This is a genomic window from Odoribacter sp. AF15-53 (genome assembly GCF_003479425.1).
Lineage (GTDB): Bacteria > Bacteroidota > Bacteroidia > Bacteroidales > Marinifilaceae > Butyricimonas.
On sequence record NZ_QUHC01000001.1, the window covers coordinates 1,090,562 to 1,110,132 of the forward strand.

General features: G+C 46.1%; 16 protein-coding genes. 4 read left to right on the forward strand and 12 right to left on the reverse strand.

Translation table 11 applies throughout. From position 1 onward, the window contains the following. Nucleotides 1-94: 94 nt before the first annotated feature. The 4 genes from DWW52_RS04400 to DWW52_RS04415 all read right to left on the reverse strand — a co-directional run bounded on the left by DWW52_RS04400 (nucleotide 95) and on the right by DWW52_RS04415 (nucleotide 3,181). Entirely contained in the window at nucleotides 95-1,267 is a 1,173-nt protein-coding gene (locus tag DWW52_RS04400) for a FecR family protein (RefSeq protein ID WP_118714221.1), read from the reverse strand. 80 nt (nucleotides 1,268-1,347) lie between these two features. Continuing rightward, entirely contained in the window at nucleotides 1,348-2,046 is a 699-nt protein-coding gene (locus DWW52_RS04405) for an RNA polymerase sigma factor (protein WP_233556691.1), read from the reverse strand. Between the two features lie 63 nt (nucleotides 2,047-2,109). Next, nucleotides 2,110-2,682, reverse strand: coding sequence for an adenylate kinase (locus DWW52_RS04410; RefSeq protein ID WP_118714222.1), 573 nt, complete (start codon nucleotides 2,680-2,682; stop codon nucleotides 2,110-2,112). Between the two features lie 151 nt (nucleotides 2,683-2,833). Then, the gene (locus DWW52_RS04415; RefSeq protein WP_118714223.1) at nucleotides 2,834-3,181 is read right to left on the reverse strand and encodes a hypothetical protein; all 348 of its coding nucleotides are present in this window, start codon (nucleotides 3,179-3,181) and stop codon (nucleotides 2,834-2,836) included. 436 nt (nucleotides 3,182-3,617) lie between these two features. On the opposite strand from DWW52_RS04415, the gene DWW52_RS04420 reads away from it, so the two are divergent. Both DWW52_RS04420 and DWW52_RS04425 read left to right on the forward strand, forming a co-directional pair. Beyond that, nucleotides 3,618-5,972 (forward strand): penicillin-binding protein 1A, encoded by a 2,355-nt coding sequence (locus DWW52_RS04420; protein WP_118714224.1) that lies wholly within the window; start codon nucleotides 3,618-3,620, stop codon nucleotides 5,970-5,972. A gap of 6 nt (nucleotides 5,973-5,978) precedes the next feature. Beyond that, a complete protein-coding gene (locus DWW52_RS04425; protein ID WP_118714225.1) occupies nucleotides 5,979-6,257 on the forward strand; it encodes a hypothetical protein in 279 nt (92 codons plus the stop codon). 136 nt (nucleotides 6,258-6,393) lie between these two features. Here DWW52_RS04425 and DWW52_RS04430 read toward each other — a convergent pair whose 3' ends face one another. The 4 genes from DWW52_RS04430 to DWW52_RS04445 form a co-directional block, all read right to left on the reverse strand. After that, entirely contained in the window at nucleotides 6,394-7,527 is a 1,134-nt protein-coding gene (locus DWW52_RS04430; protein ID WP_118714226.1) for a cation:proton antiporter, read from the reverse strand. 102 nt (nucleotides 7,528-7,629) lie between these two features. Further along, on the reverse strand, nucleotides 7,630-9,531 hold the full coding sequence (locus DWW52_RS04435) for a hypothetical protein (protein ID WP_118714319.1): 1,902 nt from the start codon (nucleotides 9,529-9,531) through the stop codon (nucleotides 7,630-7,632). 35 nt (nucleotides 9,532-9,566) lie between these two features. After that, the gene (locus tag DWW52_RS04440) at nucleotides 9,567-10,556 is read right to left on the reverse strand and encodes an FAD:protein FMN transferase (RefSeq protein ID WP_233556692.1); all 990 of its coding nucleotides are present in this window, start codon (nucleotides 10,554-10,556) and stop codon (nucleotides 9,567-9,569) included. Nucleotides 10,557-10,564: 8 nt separating this feature from the next. After that, nucleotides 10,565-12,754: a patatin-like phospholipase family protein gene (locus DWW52_RS04445; protein WP_118714227.1), complete on the reverse strand. Its 2,190-nt coding sequence runs from the start codon at nucleotides 12,752-12,754 to the stop codon at nucleotides 10,565-10,567. A 313-nt stretch (nucleotides 12,755-13,067) separates the two neighbouring features. Between DWW52_RS04445 and DWW52_RS04450 the strand changes: the two genes are divergently transcribed. Then, nucleotides 13,068-14,219 (forward strand): sigma-54 dependent transcriptional regulator, encoded by a 1,152-nt coding sequence (locus DWW52_RS04450; protein WP_118714228.1) that lies wholly within the window; start codon nucleotides 13,068-13,070, stop codon nucleotides 14,217-14,219. Nucleotides 14,220-14,504: 285 nt separating this feature from the next. Beyond that, complete coding sequence (gene hydF, locus DWW52_RS04455; protein WP_233556693.1) at nucleotides 14,505-15,689, forward strand: [FeFe] hydrogenase H-cluster maturation GTPase HydF; 1,185 nt, start codon at nucleotides 14,505-14,507, stop codon at nucleotides 15,687-15,689. A gap of 170 nt (nucleotides 15,690-15,859) precedes the next feature. On the opposite strand, the gene DWW52_RS04460 is transcribed toward hydF, so the two are convergent. The 4 genes from DWW52_RS04460 to DWW52_RS04475 are packed head-to-tail and all read right to left on the reverse strand — an operon-like array spanning nucleotide 15,860 to nucleotide 19,409. After that, entirely contained in the window at nucleotides 15,860-16,750 is an 891-nt protein-coding gene (locus DWW52_RS04460) for a hypothetical protein (protein WP_148315327.1), read from the reverse strand. A 54-nt stretch (nucleotides 16,751-16,804) separates the two neighbouring features. Further along, complete coding sequence (locus DWW52_RS04465) at nucleotides 16,805-17,707, reverse strand: anti-sigma factor (RefSeq protein WP_118714231.1); 903 nt, start codon at nucleotides 17,705-17,707, stop codon at nucleotides 16,805-16,807. A 12-nt stretch (nucleotides 17,708-17,719) separates the two neighbouring features. Continuing rightward, entirely contained in the window at nucleotides 17,720-18,205 is a 486-nt protein-coding gene (locus DWW52_RS04470; protein WP_118714232.1) for an RNA polymerase sigma factor, read from the reverse strand. Beyond that, a complete protein-coding gene (locus DWW52_RS04475) occupies nucleotides 18,198-19,409 on the reverse strand; it encodes a hypothetical protein (protein ID WP_118714233.1) in 1,212 nt (403 codons plus the stop codon). Before DWW52_RS04475 ends, DWW52_RS04470 begins: the two co-directional genes overlap by 8 nt. Nucleotides 19,410-19,571: the final 162 nt, after the last annotated feature.

Here is a 19,571-nt window from a genome sequence, read left to right on the forward strand (position 1 = left end):
GTAATTAAATTTTATAGTTAAACACGATAACAACATCCGGCAAGATGAGTTATCAATTACTATCATTCGGAGAGTCTCCACAACTCTCCGTTTTTTATTTATCGCTAACAATCACCGTCCTTCCTTTTATACTAAAACGAACATCCGAAATCTTTTCCAACAGCGACAACAACTCTTCTATATCCGCATACCGCTGCATATTTCCATAAAATCGCACCTCTTTAAGTGATTCATGCTGGAAAAACACATCCACATCATACCATCGTGCCGCTTTATCCATGACTGATTCCAAACGCTCGTTCACGAAAACGACATCCTGATTCTTCCACGCGATATACGGGTACACGTCCACATTCGTAATCTCCGATTCTCCGGTAAAAACATTCACCACGGCCAGTTGATTCGGTTTCAATTGTTTTTCCGGAGTTGCCTCGTTTGCCTTAAAACCGATAGAGCCCTCGACCAAAACAGCCTGTATCTCATCCGGCTTATAAGTATTCAGGTTAAACTCCGTCCCGTACACCCGCAAACTATACTCTCCGGAATGTACCACGAAAGAACGTTGTACATCCTTATGTACCACGAAATATGCCTCGCCCTTTAACCGAACTTCCCGGCTATCCCCCGTAAATTGAACAGGATACTCCAATTCCGAATCTGCATTCAACCAGACATTCGTTCCATCCGCCAGAGTCACAAAAAACTCTCCGCCCCGGGGAACTATAATTTTATTGTATAGCAACCGTCCTGCTTTCGGAGTTGCCTGAGCCGTATCGTAAACAAGCCCTTTCTTCTCTTTCACCTGCACGAAAGACCCATCCTGTTCCCGGATCACTTCTTCGTCCTGCATCAGATCAACCACCTCTCCGGAAGAAAGAATCAGTTTCGCCTTCGGTGATCCGGGACGAATCGTTTCAATCCCATTCGCCAGTTTATCTTCTCTGGAAGGACTATTTAATAAATACAATCCTCCCAAAGTAACGATTATCGCCACCGAAGCCGCCACCCTATAGCAAATTTGACGAACCTTCGCACGACGAATACGACGCACCATAAGTTTTTTTCCCCGTACAAGATCAACGCTTTGCTCCTTCTCCACCCAACGAACATGCTGGCAATCTCTCAAAAACATCTCGAATGCTTTTCGATTTTCCGGTTTTTCTTCCACCCAACGTTCCACCACACGACGTTCCTCCTCCTCCAACTCTCCGTTGAAATAAGCTAACAAACGGGCCTCCATTTCTCCTTCGATATATTCTTTTTCCATAAAGTATAATAAGTTTTCACTATTAATACCGGAAAATGAAAAAAAGGTCTAATGGTTTCTGTAAAAAAATCACATCTATTTTATTCCCGCCGACAGAAAAAAAGCAAAAAACCGGAATACATCTCTTTATTCAAGCGTTCTCTCAATTTCCTCACCGAATTACCCAGCAATGTCTTCACAGTCGAAACAGAAATCCCATAACGCTCAGCTACCTCCCGGTATTTCATCCCTTCCACGAAAACACATTTCATAACATCCCTACTCCGTTCCGGTAATTGACTAATTTCCTCCAACACCTTTGAGACGATTATATCATGGCGCTCATTATACTCCTCGAAAACAAGATCCACCTGATCAAGCGACATCACATGACGAAACACATCCTGTTTCTCGATCTTCTTCAAACAACGATTCCGCACGGAAACATACAAGAAAGAAGCCAATGTCTCCGGCCTCAATTTTCGATAAATCTTACCGTTCCAAATATCAATAAAAAACTCTTGTATCACATCCTCCGCGGAATCCATATCATGTAAAAATGTATCTGCCCACACGACCAGAGTACTGTAATAGACATCAAAAAGCATTTCCATTCCTTTGGGATCATCGGAATGTAACACCACGCATATTTCTTGATTCCTATCTAATCTAGAACCATTCACTTTATATCTTCCTAAATTGTACTCGATTAACACAGCTTTATCACAAAAGTAGAAAATAAATACTTCTCCCCCAAAAAGCACCAGTAAATTTTCTGAAAACGTAATATCACTAATCATGAAAAACAAAAGAGAGGTTAGTCTTGTCGATTAACCTCTCTTCATCTATTTTCCGAAATAACCTTACTTCACTTCTTCGAGAATCTTCGTGATGAACTGGAACACGTCCTCCACGGTACCATGTCCATTCACTGAAAAATGTTTCTTTTGAGCCTTGTAGTGATCGGCCACGGGTAACGTTTTGGCCTTGTACTCGCGGAAACGATTTTCAATCACTTCCTCATTGTCATCGGAACGCCCCTCGATCTTGGCACGTTCCAACATACGACGCATCAACTCGTCATGAGGCACCTCAATACTCACTAAAGCACTAAGCGGATGTCCCGTCTTTGCCAACATTTCATCTAGAATCTCGGCCTGTCTAACCGTTCTAGGAAAACCGTCAAATAGAAAACCGTTAACACCTTTACAATGTTCGATACTGTTTTCAATTAATGCAACCACGAACTCATCAGACAATAATTCGCCTTTATTGATAATTCCGGCAGCCATTTTACCAAAATCCGAACCCTCGGCGATCTCTTTACGGATCATTTCACCCGTTGACAGGTGAGCCAAATTGTATTTCTCAACAATCTTTTTAGCCTGGGTTCCTTTCCCAGCTCCTGGAGGGCCAAACAATGCAACATTTAGCATGACAATAACTTTATTTTATTTCTTTTGATGTATTAATTGTTTCATGTTTATGAACTCTGCAACAAAGGTATATTTAAATCTAAACTTTAAAATAGAAAAGTCAGATTATTTTCCAATAAAGTTATTCATGTCTATACATATTCAGGCCAAATTATTCCTCCACCTTTTCAAGTAGATCCATATCCGTGTAATAAGTTCGATGTTGAGACTTCTTGCCCGTTGCATTCATCTTGGCCAAAACGTACCGGATATTTCCCTGGTTATCAACCTCATAATCCTCAACAAATCCATACTTAAAATCTTGTGGCATATACCTTCTGCCATTTTCATCCGGGATAGATCTCTTGTAGGCAGGAGTAATAATTTTCACTTTTTCGTCAAGCTCAAATTTCTTATTCTCGTTAATATATTGCTCCTTCAGTTGCTTTTCTTGCTCCCGATATTTAGCAATAGTTTCCTCCAGCTCTCTCATGGAAGCCAAAAACTCTTCTTTTGTCATAGTCTAATTCATTTATCGAAATAACTAAATCACTTTTCACACAAACATGTGAACATCACCTTGCAGTTACAAATATATAAAATAATTTAAATATATTGCGTTATTTGTTTTTTATTTGACTAGGTTGGCCATAAATACATGTCATTTCCCCGATAAAGGTCACTACACCAGACTAATTCATATTATTTTAAACTATTTTTCCTCCCCCCTTACACTTGAACAACAAGCCAATCCCTACCCAACACCAACGGAACATAAACCGAAACATATGTCTATGTTATGTTCGTGTTATGTAGTTGTTATGTTCTTGAGCAAGAGAAAAGATTGCCCAACCTGAAAGCAAGGATATCCCAGAGTGATTTTCGTTTTAGTAAAGACACTTGAAAAGTACGCTACAATTTCGTACATTCGCAACCATTTCCACGATGAAAAAAATATGAATAAAAAGAAACCCGTAACCCGAAAAAAAGCAGCCAAGAAAAAGCGAAGTATCCTCGCCCGCATTTTTAATACATTATTATTAAGTGCGATATTCTGTGCCATTCTTGTCGGACTATTCGTGTGTTGCGTGTATTACGGGATGTGGGGAAAAATTCCGGATTACCGGGATCTGAGAGAAATCCGCAACAGCGAAGCATCCTCTTTATATAGCGAGGACGGGGAACTGCTTGGAAAATATTACGTGGAGAATCGCACGAACGTCATGTTCGGGGGAATATCCCGGAATGCCGTGAACGCACTTATTGCCACCGAAGACGTGCGCTTTTACGAACATCACGGGTTCGACAAGGTCAGTATGCTACGCGTCTTATGCAAGACTTTGCTTCTTGGGGACAAGAGTTCGGGAGGTGGAAGCACCATTAGCCAACAATTGGCCAAGAACCTGTATCCCCGCCAATACAACAGCCGATTCATGATTCCCGTGATTAAAATAAAGGAAATCATCACGGCCCATCGCCTCGAAAAATTGTACACGAAAGACGAGATTCTAACCCTCTACCTGAACACGGTATCTTTCGGGGAAGGCACGTTCGGTATTGAAAGTGCGGCGCAGAAATATTTCTCCACGACAGCCACGCATCTCTCTATACCGGAGGCAGCCACGCTGATCGGATTACTGAAAGGTCCCTCCTACTACAATCCGCGGGTACATCCCGATCGCATGTTACAACGCCGGAACACGGTAATCGCTCAAATGGTCAAGTACGACTACCTGACCGAAGAGGAAGGAGAAATCCTGAAAAAAGAAAAAATGCAACTCCGGTTCAAACCTCTGAATCATTATTCCGGATTGGCACCCTACTTGCGGGAACAAATCCGGCAGGATGCCATGCGGCTTATCGCCGAGTACAACGAAGCCAACAGTACCAATTACGACCTGTACAAGGACGGTTTGAAACTAACGACCACGATTGACGCGGAAATGCAACGGTATGCGGAAGATGCCATGCGTCAACACATGAAATCACTCCAGCACTCATTCTACACGCATCTGGGAAAACAGGAACCGTGGGATAAAGAGAAAAGTATCCTTGACAACGCAATCCGGGAAAGCGAGGTTTACAAGCAATTAAAACGTCAGGGCCTTGGCGAGAAGGCGATCCTTGCTGCCATGAACGAGAAAAAAACAATGACCATTTACAGCGCCTACCAGGGAGATACCGAAATGCAGATGTCCTCGATCGACTCGATCAAGCATTACCTGAAAATATTACAGCCCGGCGTGATTGCCGTGGAACCCCATTCGGGCAAAATAAAAGTATGGATCGGGGGACTTGATTTCAAGTATTTCCAATACGATCAGGTATTGGCTCCCCGTCAGGTAGGTTCGGTTTTCAAACCGGTGGTTTACAGCGCTGCCATTGAACACGGGGCTCGGGTGGACGCCTATTATAATAACGAGCAAAAAAGTTACCCGGCTTACGACAACTGGACGCCCCGGAACTCGAACAACCAGTATGGCGGTTATTATACTTTAAAGGGTGCGTTAAGTCAATCTATCAACACGATTGCCGTCGAGGTCCTGCTACAAACCGGGATCGACACGACAATCTCTCACGCCCACCGTCTGGGAATCAAAAGCGATTTGCCCACCGTACCTTCAATAGCCTTGGGAGCCGCGAATATTCCTCTTCGGGAAATGATCCTTCCCTATCTATGTTATGCCAACAACGGGGTATCAACCACCCCTTATTACCTGACTTCGATAAAAGACCGGGAAGGCCGTATTATTTACGAGGCCGATCCCCCGCGACGGGAACGGGTGATCCCGGCAGATCAGGCACACATCATGTCGTCCATTCTTTCCGCCGTTATTCAAGAAGGTACCGGAAAGAGACTCATCAATAATTACGGGTTAAATGTCGCCCTGGCCGGAAAGACCGGGACAACACAGAATCAAGCCGACGGGTGGTTTATCGGGTATAATCCCCGTATCGTCGTGGGTATAAGAGTCGGGGCAAACAATTCCCGTGTACATTTTAATTCCACTGCACTAGGACAAGGGGCTAACATGGCCCTTCCCATTTTCGGGCTATTCATGCAGGAATGTTTAAAAAGCGGTACATACGGTTATTGGGCCAACCTGTCATTCCCCGTTCCCCCGTCGTACGCGCAAAAAGAACTGGAAGTTCCTACTTTTAAAGAAAATATAAATATTCTTGAAAAGTTGACCAATCAGAAGTTAGAAAAAGTAAAACACGAAGCTACTGATGTTCAATCCGACACGCCTAAAAAGAAAGGATTCTTCCGGAAAATCGGTGACTTCTTCAAAAAGAAAGACAAAAAATAAGCTATCATGAAAACGATCGACAAGACAACACTTATTCTCTCGCTTATTATACTGGCTATCGCCTTTAGCATTATATCCATAATAGCCTCCCCGGCCGAAATACGCTACACGTGGCAAGGCTTCAACCCGTGGAATACAGTTCAAGCCGTTCCGCTCATGTTCCGACGTTTCCTGAAAATGGATGATTGGATCACTTATTCATTATCCGTGTTGATCATCGCTTACCTCTGGTGGAGAATATATGCCCTTGTGAAGAAGTTAAAACTTGCTAGAGGCAAGTTTTAAGTTACAGGTTACAAGTTACATTTGCCTGCGGCAAGTTACAAGTTATTTACCAGCGCACGTTAAACGGCGGTAGCAACCTGTAACTTGCAAACTTGTAACCTGCAACTGAAAGAATAAGAGGTGCCTTGGGCACCTCTTATTCTTTCACCCCGTACACGCTCTGGGATATGCGTTTCACCGCAACCACGAAGAACCCGGTAAGAACCAGATTCAGCACCAAGCTCAAGATTGAAATAATCAAGGCAGGACCTCCCAACTGGTACCCCATGGCAATCACGATGATTCCGGCACCGACTTCTCCCCGGGTAAACATCCCGATAGAAAGAGCCAGTCGCTCCTGAATCTTGCGATCCCGGTAGAAGAACAACGGGAACATCTTCCCCAGATTCGACAGGATCGTCACGATCACCACGTGGAATATCAACATTCCCCAACCGGGCATTCCATCCCCTCCGGTCTCCAACCCGATGAAAATAGGGGTACTCAACCCGACTAAAAACATAAAAAGATAAGATATAAAACTAGAGGCTCTCTCCTCTTCCCGAGAATGATTATGCACGGTTTTCATCACCATACCCAGCACGAATGCCGGCAACAGCACCTCGATATGAATCGCTCCATCCTGTCCCATGAAAGCTTTAGAGATTAAATATACACTCTCGAAAGCGGCAACGATACAAACGGAATAGAGCAGAATCGCCCGCCACGATTGCGGCAGATTCAACGAACTCAGACGTTTCCACCCGAAGATCAGAAGTATGCAAACAACAAGAATAATGACAAATAACTGCCACTTGAAACCGATCATCAATATCTGCAACGGGATCATCAACAGAATCGTGTCCAGATCATCAAATATCGCCAAGACCTGCGTTTTCTTGTAAATCCATTCCCTCTTCAACCCGGCGGCAGCAAGCATCGTGAACAGGATTCCCGCCGAGGTGGGAGCCGCAAACCGGCTGATCAACAGATTATTTTCCCACGAAAGTCCGGTATCCAGAAAGAATATATAATAACAAGCGATAAAAAGCCAGGGGACGGCTGCCGTCGCCATGGCAATAAAATAGTCTGTCGTGTACGAACGCCACTTAGCCTTATCCAGCTCGAATTCCCGCCCCACGTTAATCATGATAAAAGCAAGACAAATAAACATGAGCCACTTACTTACCGATGCGAGTACTCCATACGAACTTCCCATAGCAGAAGGAAGTATTTGAGAAAAAAATAAACCGCAAAGTAAGAATATAGAAAATAAAAAAACCTTCTTCATCCGATTCTAATTAATTCACCGCAAAGATAGGCATTTTCGAGCAATTCTCCATACACTATTTAAAATGAATCTAGTTAAAAAGTGTATACCAAAAACATTGATCTACTCGTATTTAATCGCGTCAGGTTTGTAAACACGGTAATCATAAAATCCACTTTTCCGTCGACTCGAAACGTTCACTTCAACACGATGAATATCAGGCGGAGCTTTCGGGTAAAAAGCAAATCGTATGCTCACGTTCTTCAATATCAGATTATCATTCCGTAGGTTCAAACTAAAACCCACCCCCCAATAGGATTGACTTTTAAGTATTGATTTCTCATCCCGGGCCAGCACACCCCAATCCACGAAAGTCGTGATCGAGGCCCGGAATCCTCTCTTGATATAAGGCAAAAAAAGCGTTGTCGACACCGAAGCCGAAAGGCGTTGGGTTCCCCGGACCGTGTCGGAATCAAATCCCCGGATACTCGCGTCCTCGAAATAAATATAATCATCCGGGTTCCGCTTCGTCCCCAGAATATAATCGGCATTGCAATAAAAGCGCAACCGATGTCGAGACAGATCATACAAGGGACTGATATATTGCGATCCCAGTTTCAGCACCCCGCTTTCCGCCGTGTAACCGTTCAGAAAAGTACCGTAAGCCGCGTACCAGGAATAGAATCTCTCCGTGTATTTATTGAACCAAGAATAGCGCCACTCGGTTCCGAGATACCCGTATTCCGTGAAATCACTCTTCTCGTACCCGAAAAGCAACGTCCCGGACAAGCCGGAAGGTATATCCTCGGTACGTCCGAAATCATAAACCAAGTTCGTTTTAAAATACTTGATCTTCGTGAAAGTCAAAGCTCCCATGATGCGATTCCGGTCATAATAATAATGATTGGAATCGCTCGATACCTCCGGACGATCGACAAAACTGGTACCCGTGTACCGTCCCGTCAGGTAAAAAATCCGGTTATAACTATATTTCTCCGGCAAGTAAAAAGAAGTACCCCCCCAGAAATCCCACAACCGGTAATTAAACAGCTCCACGGGCTTGTTAATATCCCGGTCCACGAGCGTCTTCGATGAATACACCCGGCTATAAGCCGCGCCTCCCGCCCATTTCGTCTTGTAGGTAATAAACTCTTTATCCAGTTCCAAACGCAAAATTTCCTGCTCGTGGGTATTCTCGTATTGCCCGTAAAAATCCATGTGCGACCCCAGTAAGTTGGCGGCCTTATACTCCACGAGATTCCCCCATTTCTGCTCCTTGCTTCCCCGGAAACTCGCCTGGTAATGGAGCCGATGCCCCAACCGGAACAAGTTCTTAGTTTCAAGTCCCAGATCCACGGCATTCAAGAAATTACTCCACACCTCTCCCGTCCATGAAAACTCGTCCTTGCAAATAATCACCAGATCAACCTGGTTCGTGTCACTAGCCACCTTCTCGATACCAATCAAAGCATCATCCACGTTCGACATCTCCTTCAACAACTGCTCGTTCTGTACCAACTCGAAAGGATCGACTTTCATGCCCGGCCTTACCGTCAACTGCTTCTTAATCACTCTATCGGCAGACTTCTGATGCACGGAATTAGCCATATTCAAAAACCACTGCAAACTATCCTGCAAAGGAACCGTGTCATTCACGCTCGTCCCGAAAGGAGGCAACACCTTCACGTAAATATCCCGGATCGTCTTTCCCCGGTAAGGTTTATAGCGATCCTCACTATTCTCCGTCTCGACAATATCAATATTAAACTTCCGGGGATTCACGAAAATCATCTTGTACAACTCTTTCGTCCATTTCCGGCGAAAAGCCACCTCTTTAATCTTGGAATACTCATACTGGAGCGTGTCCCGGATCAGGCTGTCCGGCTGGAAAACCACGTTACTCTGCTTCAAGGTATCACGCCACTCTTCCCACTCCAACTCGTTCTTTCCACGCACGTCTTCTGATAAAGGTCTTGCATCAGCTCGACTTTCCACGAGTAGTACCCATGCCAGAATCAATATCATACAACGAATTATCACACGCTTCTTCTCCAATAAAATTACTCTTCGTATATTAATGTTTTCAATCTATCGGAAATCCAAACCTCACGTTCCCCCTGTTCATTCTGATAAATAAAACAAGCATCAATATGAGGATTTTCTTCCACTATTCTTTTCGCTTCTTTTGTCCCTAAAACCATAAAAGCCGTGGCATACGCGTCCGCTTCCATACAAGTGGGGGCATACACGGAAGCACCCAATATATCTTGTTGGACAGGATAACCCGTCTTAGGGTTTATCGTGTGCGAATATTTTTTTCCATCCACCACGTAAAAACGACGGTAATTACCGGAAGTTGCAAGGGCTCCTTCCCGCAACGCCAACACGAGTTGCAGTTCCCGGTTGGCGGCCGTGGCGTCGTCAATCGGTTTGTCAATCCCGATATGCCAAGGGCGTTGTTTATTACTTTCACCTCTCACCCGGACCTCTCCCCCGATCTCGATCATGTAATCATGTACCCCGTTCCGGTCAAAGAACTCGGCAACGAGATCAACCCCTTGCCCCTTGGCGATAGAACTGGCATCCATCTGGATACCTTCCACCTGTTTTATGACCCGGTCTCCATCCAGTTGCACCTTATCCATTCCCACGTATCGCAATAAAGAATCGACTTTCTCTGCCGAGGGGAGTTTCTCGTTCTTAAACCCAAACCCCCAGACATTCACCAACGGGGCTACCGTGATATCGAACGCTCCCCCGGTCACTTGATTCACCTCTTTCGCCTTCGTGTACATCGCGATAAAAAGCGAATCCACCTGATCGCTCTCTCCCCGGTTCCACTTGGAAATCACGGAATTCTTGTTGAACATCGACAACGATTGATTCACTCGCTCCATTTCCTGCCGGATCTCGGCATCGTAATCCGTGTCACTCCGGTACGAGACATGATACGTCGTCCCGTACACGCCTCCTTCCGTGAAACGATACACATCACGCTGACATCCTACCACCAAAGTCAACACGCAAACCACTATCCCCAACTTTTTCATATCATCAATTAAAAATAATATCCCAAATTAAAATAAAAACCTAATTTCTTCGACCAGTCCGAGAGGCTGAACATGAAATCAATCGGGCCCACGATACTATCGTAGGAATATCCCACTCCCCCGCCGAAAATATCTTGCCCCCCGAATATATCAAAGAAATTCGCTTCCTGCTTGGCATAATTCCCGGCCAACGACACGTAATGATTACGCCCTATATTATAACGTAACGCGATCTTGGCCACCACCACCGAATTATCAAAGATTTCCAAATGCTGGATTCCCAAGAAAGGCAATTGCTGATCCACGTATCTCCCGGCAACATCCCCACCCATGCAATTCAAATAAGGATAGGGAACATCATGCCCGATCAAAACACGCCCGTATATTGAAGGGATAAACTTCACCCGCCGGGTGATAGACAACACGCTCTCGAAATCCAGACCGATCGCCGAAAACGGGGCCCCGTCATTATACGTGATCAGGTTATCCGTGTAGAGCGAATAATCCACCTTCAGTGACACACCCCGCGTCGGGTAATATCGTTTGTCAAAAGTCTCCAAATGAGCCAAACCGTAATAACTAAAGAAACCTTCCGGCTTCACCGTTATATTATGATCCTTGTCCGAAAACAGGAATGACTCGTAATTATAGTACTCGTAGCGAGCCCCCAGTTGCATTTTAAAATTACGGAAATAGATATCGGAAACACCCAAATTCACCCGATGAACCCCGTAATCCACGTTATCAGTCTTTTTACCTTTCGTGTAAATATCCAGATTATTATATTTGAACATGTAGCCCAACTCAAAGCGCCGCAAGAAAGTATTTCCCAACGAGTAATTCAACTTCACGTAAGGATTCATGCTCAAACGTCCGGTCAACGAGAGACGCGACCCACGCAAATCCTTGTGGGTAATCGTGGTATTCAGTAAAATTGCCGCCATTTCCTCTGAATCAAAACGGAAACCGAGATTCAACGAACTCATAGATTTCTGCTTCAAGATCAATTCCAAATTATATACCGGTCCCCCGCTAAGCTTGTAACTCACGCTCGAAAATGCCCCGATCCCGTACAACTCGGCTATCGCCTCGTGCAAATCGTCCAACGTGATCCGGCTGTAATCCTTGATCCGGATCTTCTTCCTCAACCACTTCTCGTCCCGCTCGTTTATACCGGACAAATGCACGTGCTCGATCATCACCGTATCGTTTACAAGAATTATGTCATCTATAACTCTTTTAGGAGCTTGATTTTCCGGGATTCCCAACTCTTTCTTCAACTTCATCAACTCGTCCCACTGGCTTCGGGCAACTTCCTCACCTCGCATGATCAACGTGTCGATCGCGCTTGAAGAGAAACTGGCGGCCGAGTAAGGATAAACATCCGGCTTGATATAAATATTCACCATTTTCTTGTTCTCCTCGTATTTCTGAATCCCCAGAAAAGAGGTCATCTGATCAATAATCCCCATCACGGACTCCAACCCGGCAGCATCCTTCAACTCCGCCTGCACGTCCACCCCGATAATAATATCGGCACCCATGGCTTTGGCTATATCTACCGGGAAATTATTGGAGATTCCCCCGTCAACCAGCACCATCCCGTCTCTCTTCACGGGAGCGAAAGCCCCGGGGATAGCCATACTCGCACGCATGGCCAAAGGCAGCACGCCACAATCCTGTATAACCTCCTTACCGTCCACCAGATTACTGGCCACGCAAGCGAAAGGAATAGGTAACTTCTTAAAATCCAATGAATCATGATAACCGATCGTCAAATCGGAAAACAGATTGTAAATATTCTGCCCGCTAATAAAACCGGACGGGATTTTCAATTCCCGATTATTCTTTATCGGCACGGAAACCAGGTATTTCTCCGTTTCCTCCTTCTCCGAGAACGGAAGATTATAACGATACACCTTATCACTTAACAGGAACATCCAATCCTGAGCCCTCACGAGACTGTCCATAATGTGAGAATCATACCCGATAGCGTACAAAGCGCCCACGATAGACCCCATACTCGTGCCCGCTATGTAATCAATCGGTATCCCGGCCTCCTCCAACACCTTCAACACCCCGATATGCGCCACGCCTTTCGCACCCCCGCCACTTAACACCAATCCTACTTTTTTTCGTTGAGCCTGACCATCTAACACTAAAAATAAAACAAGAAGAAACACTAAAACTCGCTTCATATATTTCAGAATTTTAAATTTCAGAATTTAGAATCAAAAAAGATACCATTCTTCTCGTTCTAAATCATCCAAAAATACAAATTTCCCCGGATATTAGCAAAGAAATTAGTTCATAAGGTTTATAAGGTTTATAAAGTTACGGGTGTCCTTCGGACCGAGTTTGTCGGCAGCTCACGCTGCCGTTGACCAAGCGCCCCGCAGGGGTCCATGAACCTTATAAACTTTATAAACCTTATAAACTTTATGAACTCTTATATACATTTCTTTTTCTAAATTATTTAGCTAAATTTGCGGTGGGACTAAAAAATGTAGTATGACGAAAATATTAGTGATTGATGATGAGAGAAGTATCCGCAACTCGATGAAGGATATTCTACAATACGAGGGACATGACGTCGTTCTGGCAGAAAATGGCCTGGAAGGCCTTGTCTCTGTTAAATCTGAAAAACCCGATATCGTCTTTTGTGATATAAAAATGCCGAAAATGGAAGGTATCGAGGTATTGGAACGCATAAAAGAATTCTCGACCGACACCCCGGTCATCATGATTTCCGGTCACGGGACCATTGATACCGCGATAGAAGCTATCCGCAAAGGAGCTTACGATTTCATCGAAAAACCGCTGGATCTGAACCGGCTCCTGATCACGATAAAGAACGCGACCGACAAACACCAACTGATCCACGAGACCAAAACCCTGAAAAACAAGGTCAGTAAAAAATATGACATGATCGGTGAGTCGGAGGCGATCAACCACGTGCGTTCCATGATCGACAAAGTGGCCGTTTCGGACGCCCGTATCCTGATCACCGGACCGAACGGCTCCGGGAAAGAACTGGTTGCTCACCAATTGCACGAATTGAGTCATCGCAAAGATAACGCTTTCGTGGAGGTCAATTGTGCCGCCATCCCTTCCGAACTAATTGAAAGTGAACTATTCGGACACGAAAAAGGTTCCTTTACCTCGGCCATCAAACAAAAGAAAGGTAAATTCGAACTCGCCACCGGGGGAACGCTCTTTCTCGACGAGATCGGCGACATGAGCTTAAGCGCCCAAGCAAAAGTATTAAGGGCTTTACAAGAGCAAAAAATAACCCGTGTCGGCGGGGATGCTGATATCAACGTGGACGTGCGAGTCATTGCCGCCACCAACAAGAACCTGAAAGAGGAAATCAAAAAAGGAAATTTCCGGGAAGACCTCTATCACAGGTTAAGCGTGATCATTATTGACGTGCCACCCCTAAACCAACGCTTGGAGGACATCGAGGCCCTAGCCTCCCATTTCCTGACACAAGTATGCACGGATATGGGTATCGCTCCCAAGAGTTTATCTCCCGATGCTATCTCGGCTTTAAAAGAGTGCGAATGGACGGGTAATATTCGTGAACTACGTAACGTCGTAGAGCGATTAGTCATTCTCTGCGGGAATACGATCACGGGAGAAGACGTAAGAATGTATCGTTGAGAGTTGCCTTCGGCAAGTTACAGGTTTGCAGGTTACAAGTTACAAGTTACAAGTTGTTACCATAACTTACAACACCTATTTCCTGAACCTGTAACTTGCCGAAGGCGATTCTAAACAATGTAGAATTTAGAATGAAAAAAGAACATGAGAATTGTGCGAGGAAATCACTTAATCCGAAATCAAAAAATCAAGAAATGAGCCGGGCTTTGTGTCATAGCATTAACTTGCAACTTGCCGAAGGCAAATATAACCTGTAACTTGTAACTCGCCAAAGGCGATCCTATCATGAAAGACAACAAACTACACATCATATTACTAGGACGGAGAAACAGCGGGAAAAGTTCCCTGATCAACGCCCTGACAGGTCAGGACATATCCATCGTTTCGGATGTTGCCGGAACAACAACCGACCTCGTGAAAAGAAGCTATGAAATCCCGGACTTCGCGTCCGTTATATTTATCGACACGGCAGGAATTGATGATACCGGAGCCTTGGGACAAATGCGTGTGGAAAAAACACGTAACGCGATCTCTCAGGCTGACATCGCCCTGCTGGTCATCACCGACAATCAATTCGGGGAATATGAAAAAGAACTGGCAGAACGTTTCAAAAAACTGAAAATCCCGTTCCTGATCATCCACAACAAACGGGACGAAATGCCCTTGCAAACCTCGCTAAAAGACGATTTATCGAAAACCTATAATTGTCCGGTCATTGATTTCTCAACCCGGGAAGACAACACGACCGCCATCTTGGAAGCCTTGAAAAGCGTGTGGAACAAGGATAATACCCCGAAATCTCTTATCGGCGACCTACTCTCGCCGGGCGATATCGTGCTACTGATTACCCCGATTGACTCGGAAGCACCTGCAGGACGCCTAATCCTGCCCCAAGTGCAAATGATCCGGGACATTCTCGACAATCATTGCACCTCGATCGTGCTACAACCCGAAGAGATCACCCCGTTTCTCGAAAAAACGGGCATTCGCCCTCGTGTGGCCATAGCCGACAGTCAAGTATTTAAAAAAGTAGCCGCCATCATTCCCCCCGAAATTCCTCTCACGAGTTTCAGCATCGTGCTGGCCCGCCACAAAGGAAATTTCCCGGCCTACCTGAACGGGACACCAAAAATTGAAGAACTACGGGAGGGTGACCGTATACTCATGCTCGAATCATGTTCTCACCACGTCTCTTGCGAAGACATCGGCCGCCATAAAATCCCTCGCTGGTTACAAGAACATACCGGAAAGAACTTCCAATTTGACTTCATTGCCGGACTGGATGCCATCACTCGCCCGATCACCGATTACGCCATGGTCATCCAATGCGGGGGCTGCATGATTACCGGGAAACAACTCAAAAACCGCTTGCAACCCGCCATCGACGCCGGAATCCCCGTCAGCAACTACGGCATGACTATCGCCTACCTGCACGGAATCTTCAAAAGGGCAATTGAAATCTTTAAATAATGCCTGCGGCAAGTTACAGGTTTGCAGGTTACAAGTTACAGGTTTCTACCCCCTCCGGCTCCCCCTTACCCAGGGGGAGAGTTGAAATCTAAAATTAGCGAGTGCCCTTTGTGGGCAGGAACAACTTGTAACCTGCAAACTTGTAACCTGTAACTCGCCGCTCGCGGCGATTAAATCGTAAACCCGAATCCCACCGCGAAAGGCCGTAATTCCGGGGCCCTGTTCTTGTTAAACATCTCCGTCAATGAATAATTTCCCCAGATACATACCCCCCGATACCCGACGCGAAGCGTGTAGTCCGCCTTGAACGGAACCATACCGTAACTACCGGATTCCTTCATTTTCCGCTTATGTCCCTTGTCGCTGGTATAAACCACCTTCGTCTTAGAGTGAAGACGAATTCCCCCGATGATACCCGTTGACACGTACGCTCTTCTCCGCTTGGTAGCCGGGAACTGTTTTTCCAACATCAAAGGAATCGTCAGGTACAAGGTCTTGAACGTGCTACGTTTCACGTCTGTAATTCCCCACTCGGACAAAGGCACAGCATGTAACATCTCTCCCTTGGCCCGCCGCACCGTGATATCTCCGTCCAAACACAACCGGGAATAATCCAATCCCATTCCCGTGAATATCCCGAAACTCTGCCGAGGATTCAATCCAAAACTAAACTTCATAAAATTAAACTGCATCGTGAAAGAACTTGCCCAATCCAATTCCATGAATTTATCGCCCCCGTACTTGGAATAATTCGTTTTACCGAAATTCACGAAACCGAAATAAAACCCGTTCCAATGCCCCCGGAATTTGTTAGATCGCGGTCTAGGATTTATCGGATGAAACCCGAAAGGAGAAGGAATACTGACCGTCTGCACCTGTCCCTCGCGCACGTTATTATCCCAAATAATCATTTCCGTATCCTTATCAATCGTATCAACGACCTGTTTTTTCTCCCGGATCGTATCTTTTCGCCACCCGTCATTAACGATCACGCTATCTTTCTGGGCCGAAGCCGACAACACACACACCATTAATGTTATAAAAGCTGCTACTGTTTTCATATTGTTATCTTTAGTTTTTTTCTTTTCTACATGACGTTCGGGAAACCCGATTAGTTACAGGCAACCGATATCTTTTTTATCCCGGTTCCTGATCCGTCCCAATACATTTCTTCCCACATCAATCAAGTTATTCACGATATTGTCCGAATCTTCCATCTGGGTAATAATCTCCAAGGAACGTTCACGAGGTTCCTTCACGTTCAAACGCAACCGCACACCCTCGTACGGAGAAACCAGAATCTCGCTGGGTTGCGGGGCCATGATCTCCACGGGTACATTCACCTGTTTCTTCAACTCGATCGCGTCCACCGGGATCACTCGCTCAACGACCACCTCGGTCGCCTCTTCCGATTTTCGTTCCACCCGCGGCACAACTTTCATCACGGGTTCCACGACCGGGACCTGTTCGGGGACCTCCGGCAAGGGAAGCATTTCAGTTTTCACCACCGTGACAGGCAACTCTTCCACGGCAAACTCCTCCCTCCTCGTCGTGTAAATAGCCACCACGATCGCCAACGCCACGACAGCCGCCACGGCCGCGTAATGCTTTATAAAAAGTATACCCTTGGGCTTCCGATACAATCCCGTCTTTCCCTCAAAACGACAGTTCAAATCGGGTGTAACCTTCAACTTGGCATAAAGCTCCACTTCCTTCACGAACCCGGCCGCCTCCACGTTCTCCGCCACCCAAGCCCGCTCGTCATCCGTGATCACCTTCTCGGCCGCCGCTATCGCGAAATACTCCATTTCCTGCCCTGTCACCTCCCGCTTCAGCCGTTCCTTCCGATCAAAAACATCCGTCGGAGCCTCCAGACGCACCTCGTCCATCCCGTCCAGCAACTCCCGCATATCAGGATGAACCAACAGAAAAGCTTCCACCTCTGCCCGTTCCCTCTCTGGCAAAATCCCCTCCAGGTAATCTATCAAATAAATCTCGTAATTCTCTCTCGTTATCATATCTCCTCCCGCTTAAACAACAACATCCGGTCGACGGATATACGCCTTCATAAATGCCCTCGCCCGAAAGATATACACTTTCACCTGCGACTCGTTCAGTCCCGTGATCCCCGCGATCTCCTCGTAGGAATACGCCTCGTAATCCCGCAAAAGGATCACCGTCTTCTGTATCGGCGGCAACTTCTCCAAGGCGAAATCCAGCACCTCCTGCAACCCCGTGTACCTCGACGGGGAATCCTCCACACGATCGGCCACCTCCTCGATATCCCCCGACTTCGCTTCCCGCCGCAATATATCAATCATCCTGTGGTAAGCCGTGCTAAAAAGAAACGATTTCGCTTTCCCGTACTCGATACGAGCGACTTCCTCCCAGAGCTTCATGAAACTATCCTGCACCACGTCTTCGGCCATCTCCTTTGACCTGCACATTTTATGAATAAAACGGTACACGTCATCAGCGAAATGATCCACGGCACGATTATATTCCACTCTAGTCATTCAGTTTATCGCTTTCTTTCGTCCATAATGATATTCGTTTCACGTCACGCCAACGCACATAAACGACCTCTTCTCCCGCCCGAAACACGAGTACCCCGTCATTGGCCGAAGTCACGTCACACTCTCCTCCCAACACCAGTTCACTCCCTCCCGCCAACTTGATCCACGTGTATTTATAGTTTTTCGGTTCAATCTCCCGGATATACTTGAAGGGTATACGGTAAGACAAATTACCGTTTCGCCCGTCCAACAACTCGAAATCCATCGCCTCGTCCAAATCGTACGCCAACACGCCTCTCAGCACACGCCCGTCACGAGTCTCCACCACGCCCGTCAAACGTACCGGGCCGGCGAAATCGTCATAAGACAAAAGCTTCACCTGCTCGATCGGCAATGACTTGAAAGCCTTGAATTCCGCCCATCTCACGATCACCTGACCGATAGAAGGCATGTTCACCGCGATCCCGCGATTGGTAGCGTTCACGTCATTCTCGCCCCACATATTAAGTTCCCGCCCACTATTCAACGTCACCCGGGAAGAATTGCCTAATGATTCAATACTCCGGATATTCTTGAAAGCCACGGAAACCACGCTACCATCCAACCGACCGTCCACCAACGCCTCCAACGAATTCTCGTCCATGTCCCACTGCACGATACCCTTGTATATACCGTAAGGAGTCTCCACGATCCCCGTGATCGGCTGATCCTTCGGTTCCGCTATCGAATCGGGAGCCGCCATGAAAATAATCTCGCTGATATGATCCCACATCAGGTTCACCGTCTTCCCGTCATTCCTCTCCACGGACAACGTGTTACCGATCACCGCCGACCGTCCCCGGTCCAACTCGATCAGGTTACCGCCTCTCACCCCCAGTTCGATCCGGTCAGCCCGAATGGCCCGGATACTCCTGATATTCCCGAAACGGCAGGAAAACTCGTGTTCCACGGGCATATCCCGTTGCCCGTCACTAAAACGAACATTCCCCATGACCTCCCGGTACCGCATATAAGGGTTCTCGATCTTTCCCGCGGTGAAAATATCCGTCCAGTAAAGACTTTTTCCCCACGTGATATACCCACACACTTTCTTGTTCATCACCGTCGTAACCTCCCCGTAAATACGGGCGACCCGACTTTGCGCCTGCAAATCACACCAGCAGGAACAACCAAATATACATGCAATTACTAATGTTTTCAACATACCGCTATTATTGTTTATTATGGGACGAACAAATAGTGCCAAAAGTTACAAGAAATAATTCAAAACATGACAACCTCACGACCAACAATTTAATAAACCTTAATTTTAACACTATAACAAACCCGGGCAAACAAGAAGTCCCGAACCAGTTATTCGCCCATA

Coding starts and splice junctions, on each gene's coding strand:
- DWW52_RS04400 (WP_118714221.1), bottom strand. CDS start 1,267: ATGGAAAAAGAATATATCGAAGGAGAAATGGAGGCCCGTTTGTTAGCT.
- DWW52_RS04405 (WP_233556691.1), bottom strand. CDS start 2,046: ATGATTAGTGATATTACGTTTTCAGAAAATTTACTGGTGCTTTTTGGG.
- DWW52_RS04410 (WP_118714222.1), bottom strand. CDS start 2,682: ATGCTAAATGTTGCATTGTTTGGCCCTCCAGGAGCTGGGAAAGGAACC.
- DWW52_RS04415 (WP_118714223.1), bottom strand. CDS start 3,181: ATGACAAAAGAAGAGTTTTTGGCTTCCATGAGAGAGCTGGAGGAAACT.
- DWW52_RS04420 (WP_118714224.1), top strand. CDS start 3,618: ATGAATAAAAAGAAACCCGTAACCCGAAAAAAAGCAGCCAAGAAAAAG.
- DWW52_RS04425 (WP_118714225.1), top strand. CDS start 5,979: ATGAAAACGATCGACAAGACAACACTTATTCTCTCGCTTATTATACTG.
- DWW52_RS04430 (WP_118714226.1), bottom strand. CDS start 7,527: ATGAAGAAGGTTTTTTTATTTTCTATATTCTTACTTTGCGGTTTATTT.
- DWW52_RS04435 (WP_118714319.1), bottom strand. CDS start 9,531: ATGATATTGATTCTGGCATGGGTACTACTCGTGGAAAGTCGAGCTGAT.
- DWW52_RS04440 (WP_233556692.1), bottom strand. CDS start 10,556: ATGAAAAAGTTGGGGATAGTGGTTTGCGTGTTGACTTTGGTGGTAGGA.
- DWW52_RS04445 (WP_118714227.1), bottom strand. CDS start 12,754: ATGAAGCGAGTTTTAGTGTTTCTTCTTGTTTTATTTTTAGTGTTAGAT.
- DWW52_RS04450 (WP_118714228.1), top strand. CDS start 13,068: ATGACGAAAATATTAGTGATTGATGATGAGAGAAGTATCCGCAACTCG.
- hydF (WP_233556693.1), top strand. CDS start 14,505: ATGAAAGACAACAAACTACACATCATATTACTAGGACGGAGAAACAGC.
- DWW52_RS04460 (WP_148315327.1), bottom strand. CDS start 16,750: ATGAAAACAGTAGCAGCTTTTATAACATTAATGGTGTGTGTGTTGTCG.
- DWW52_RS04465 (WP_118714231.1), bottom strand. CDS start 17,707: ATGATAACGAGAGAGAATTACGAGATTTATTTGATAGATTACCTGGAG.
- DWW52_RS04470 (WP_118714232.1), bottom strand. CDS start 18,205: ATGACTAGAGTGGAATATAATCGTGCCGTGGATCATTTCGCTGATGAC.
- DWW52_RS04475 (WP_118714233.1), bottom strand. CDS start 19,409: ATGTTGAAAACATTAGTAATTGCATGTATATTTGGTTGTTCCTGCTGG.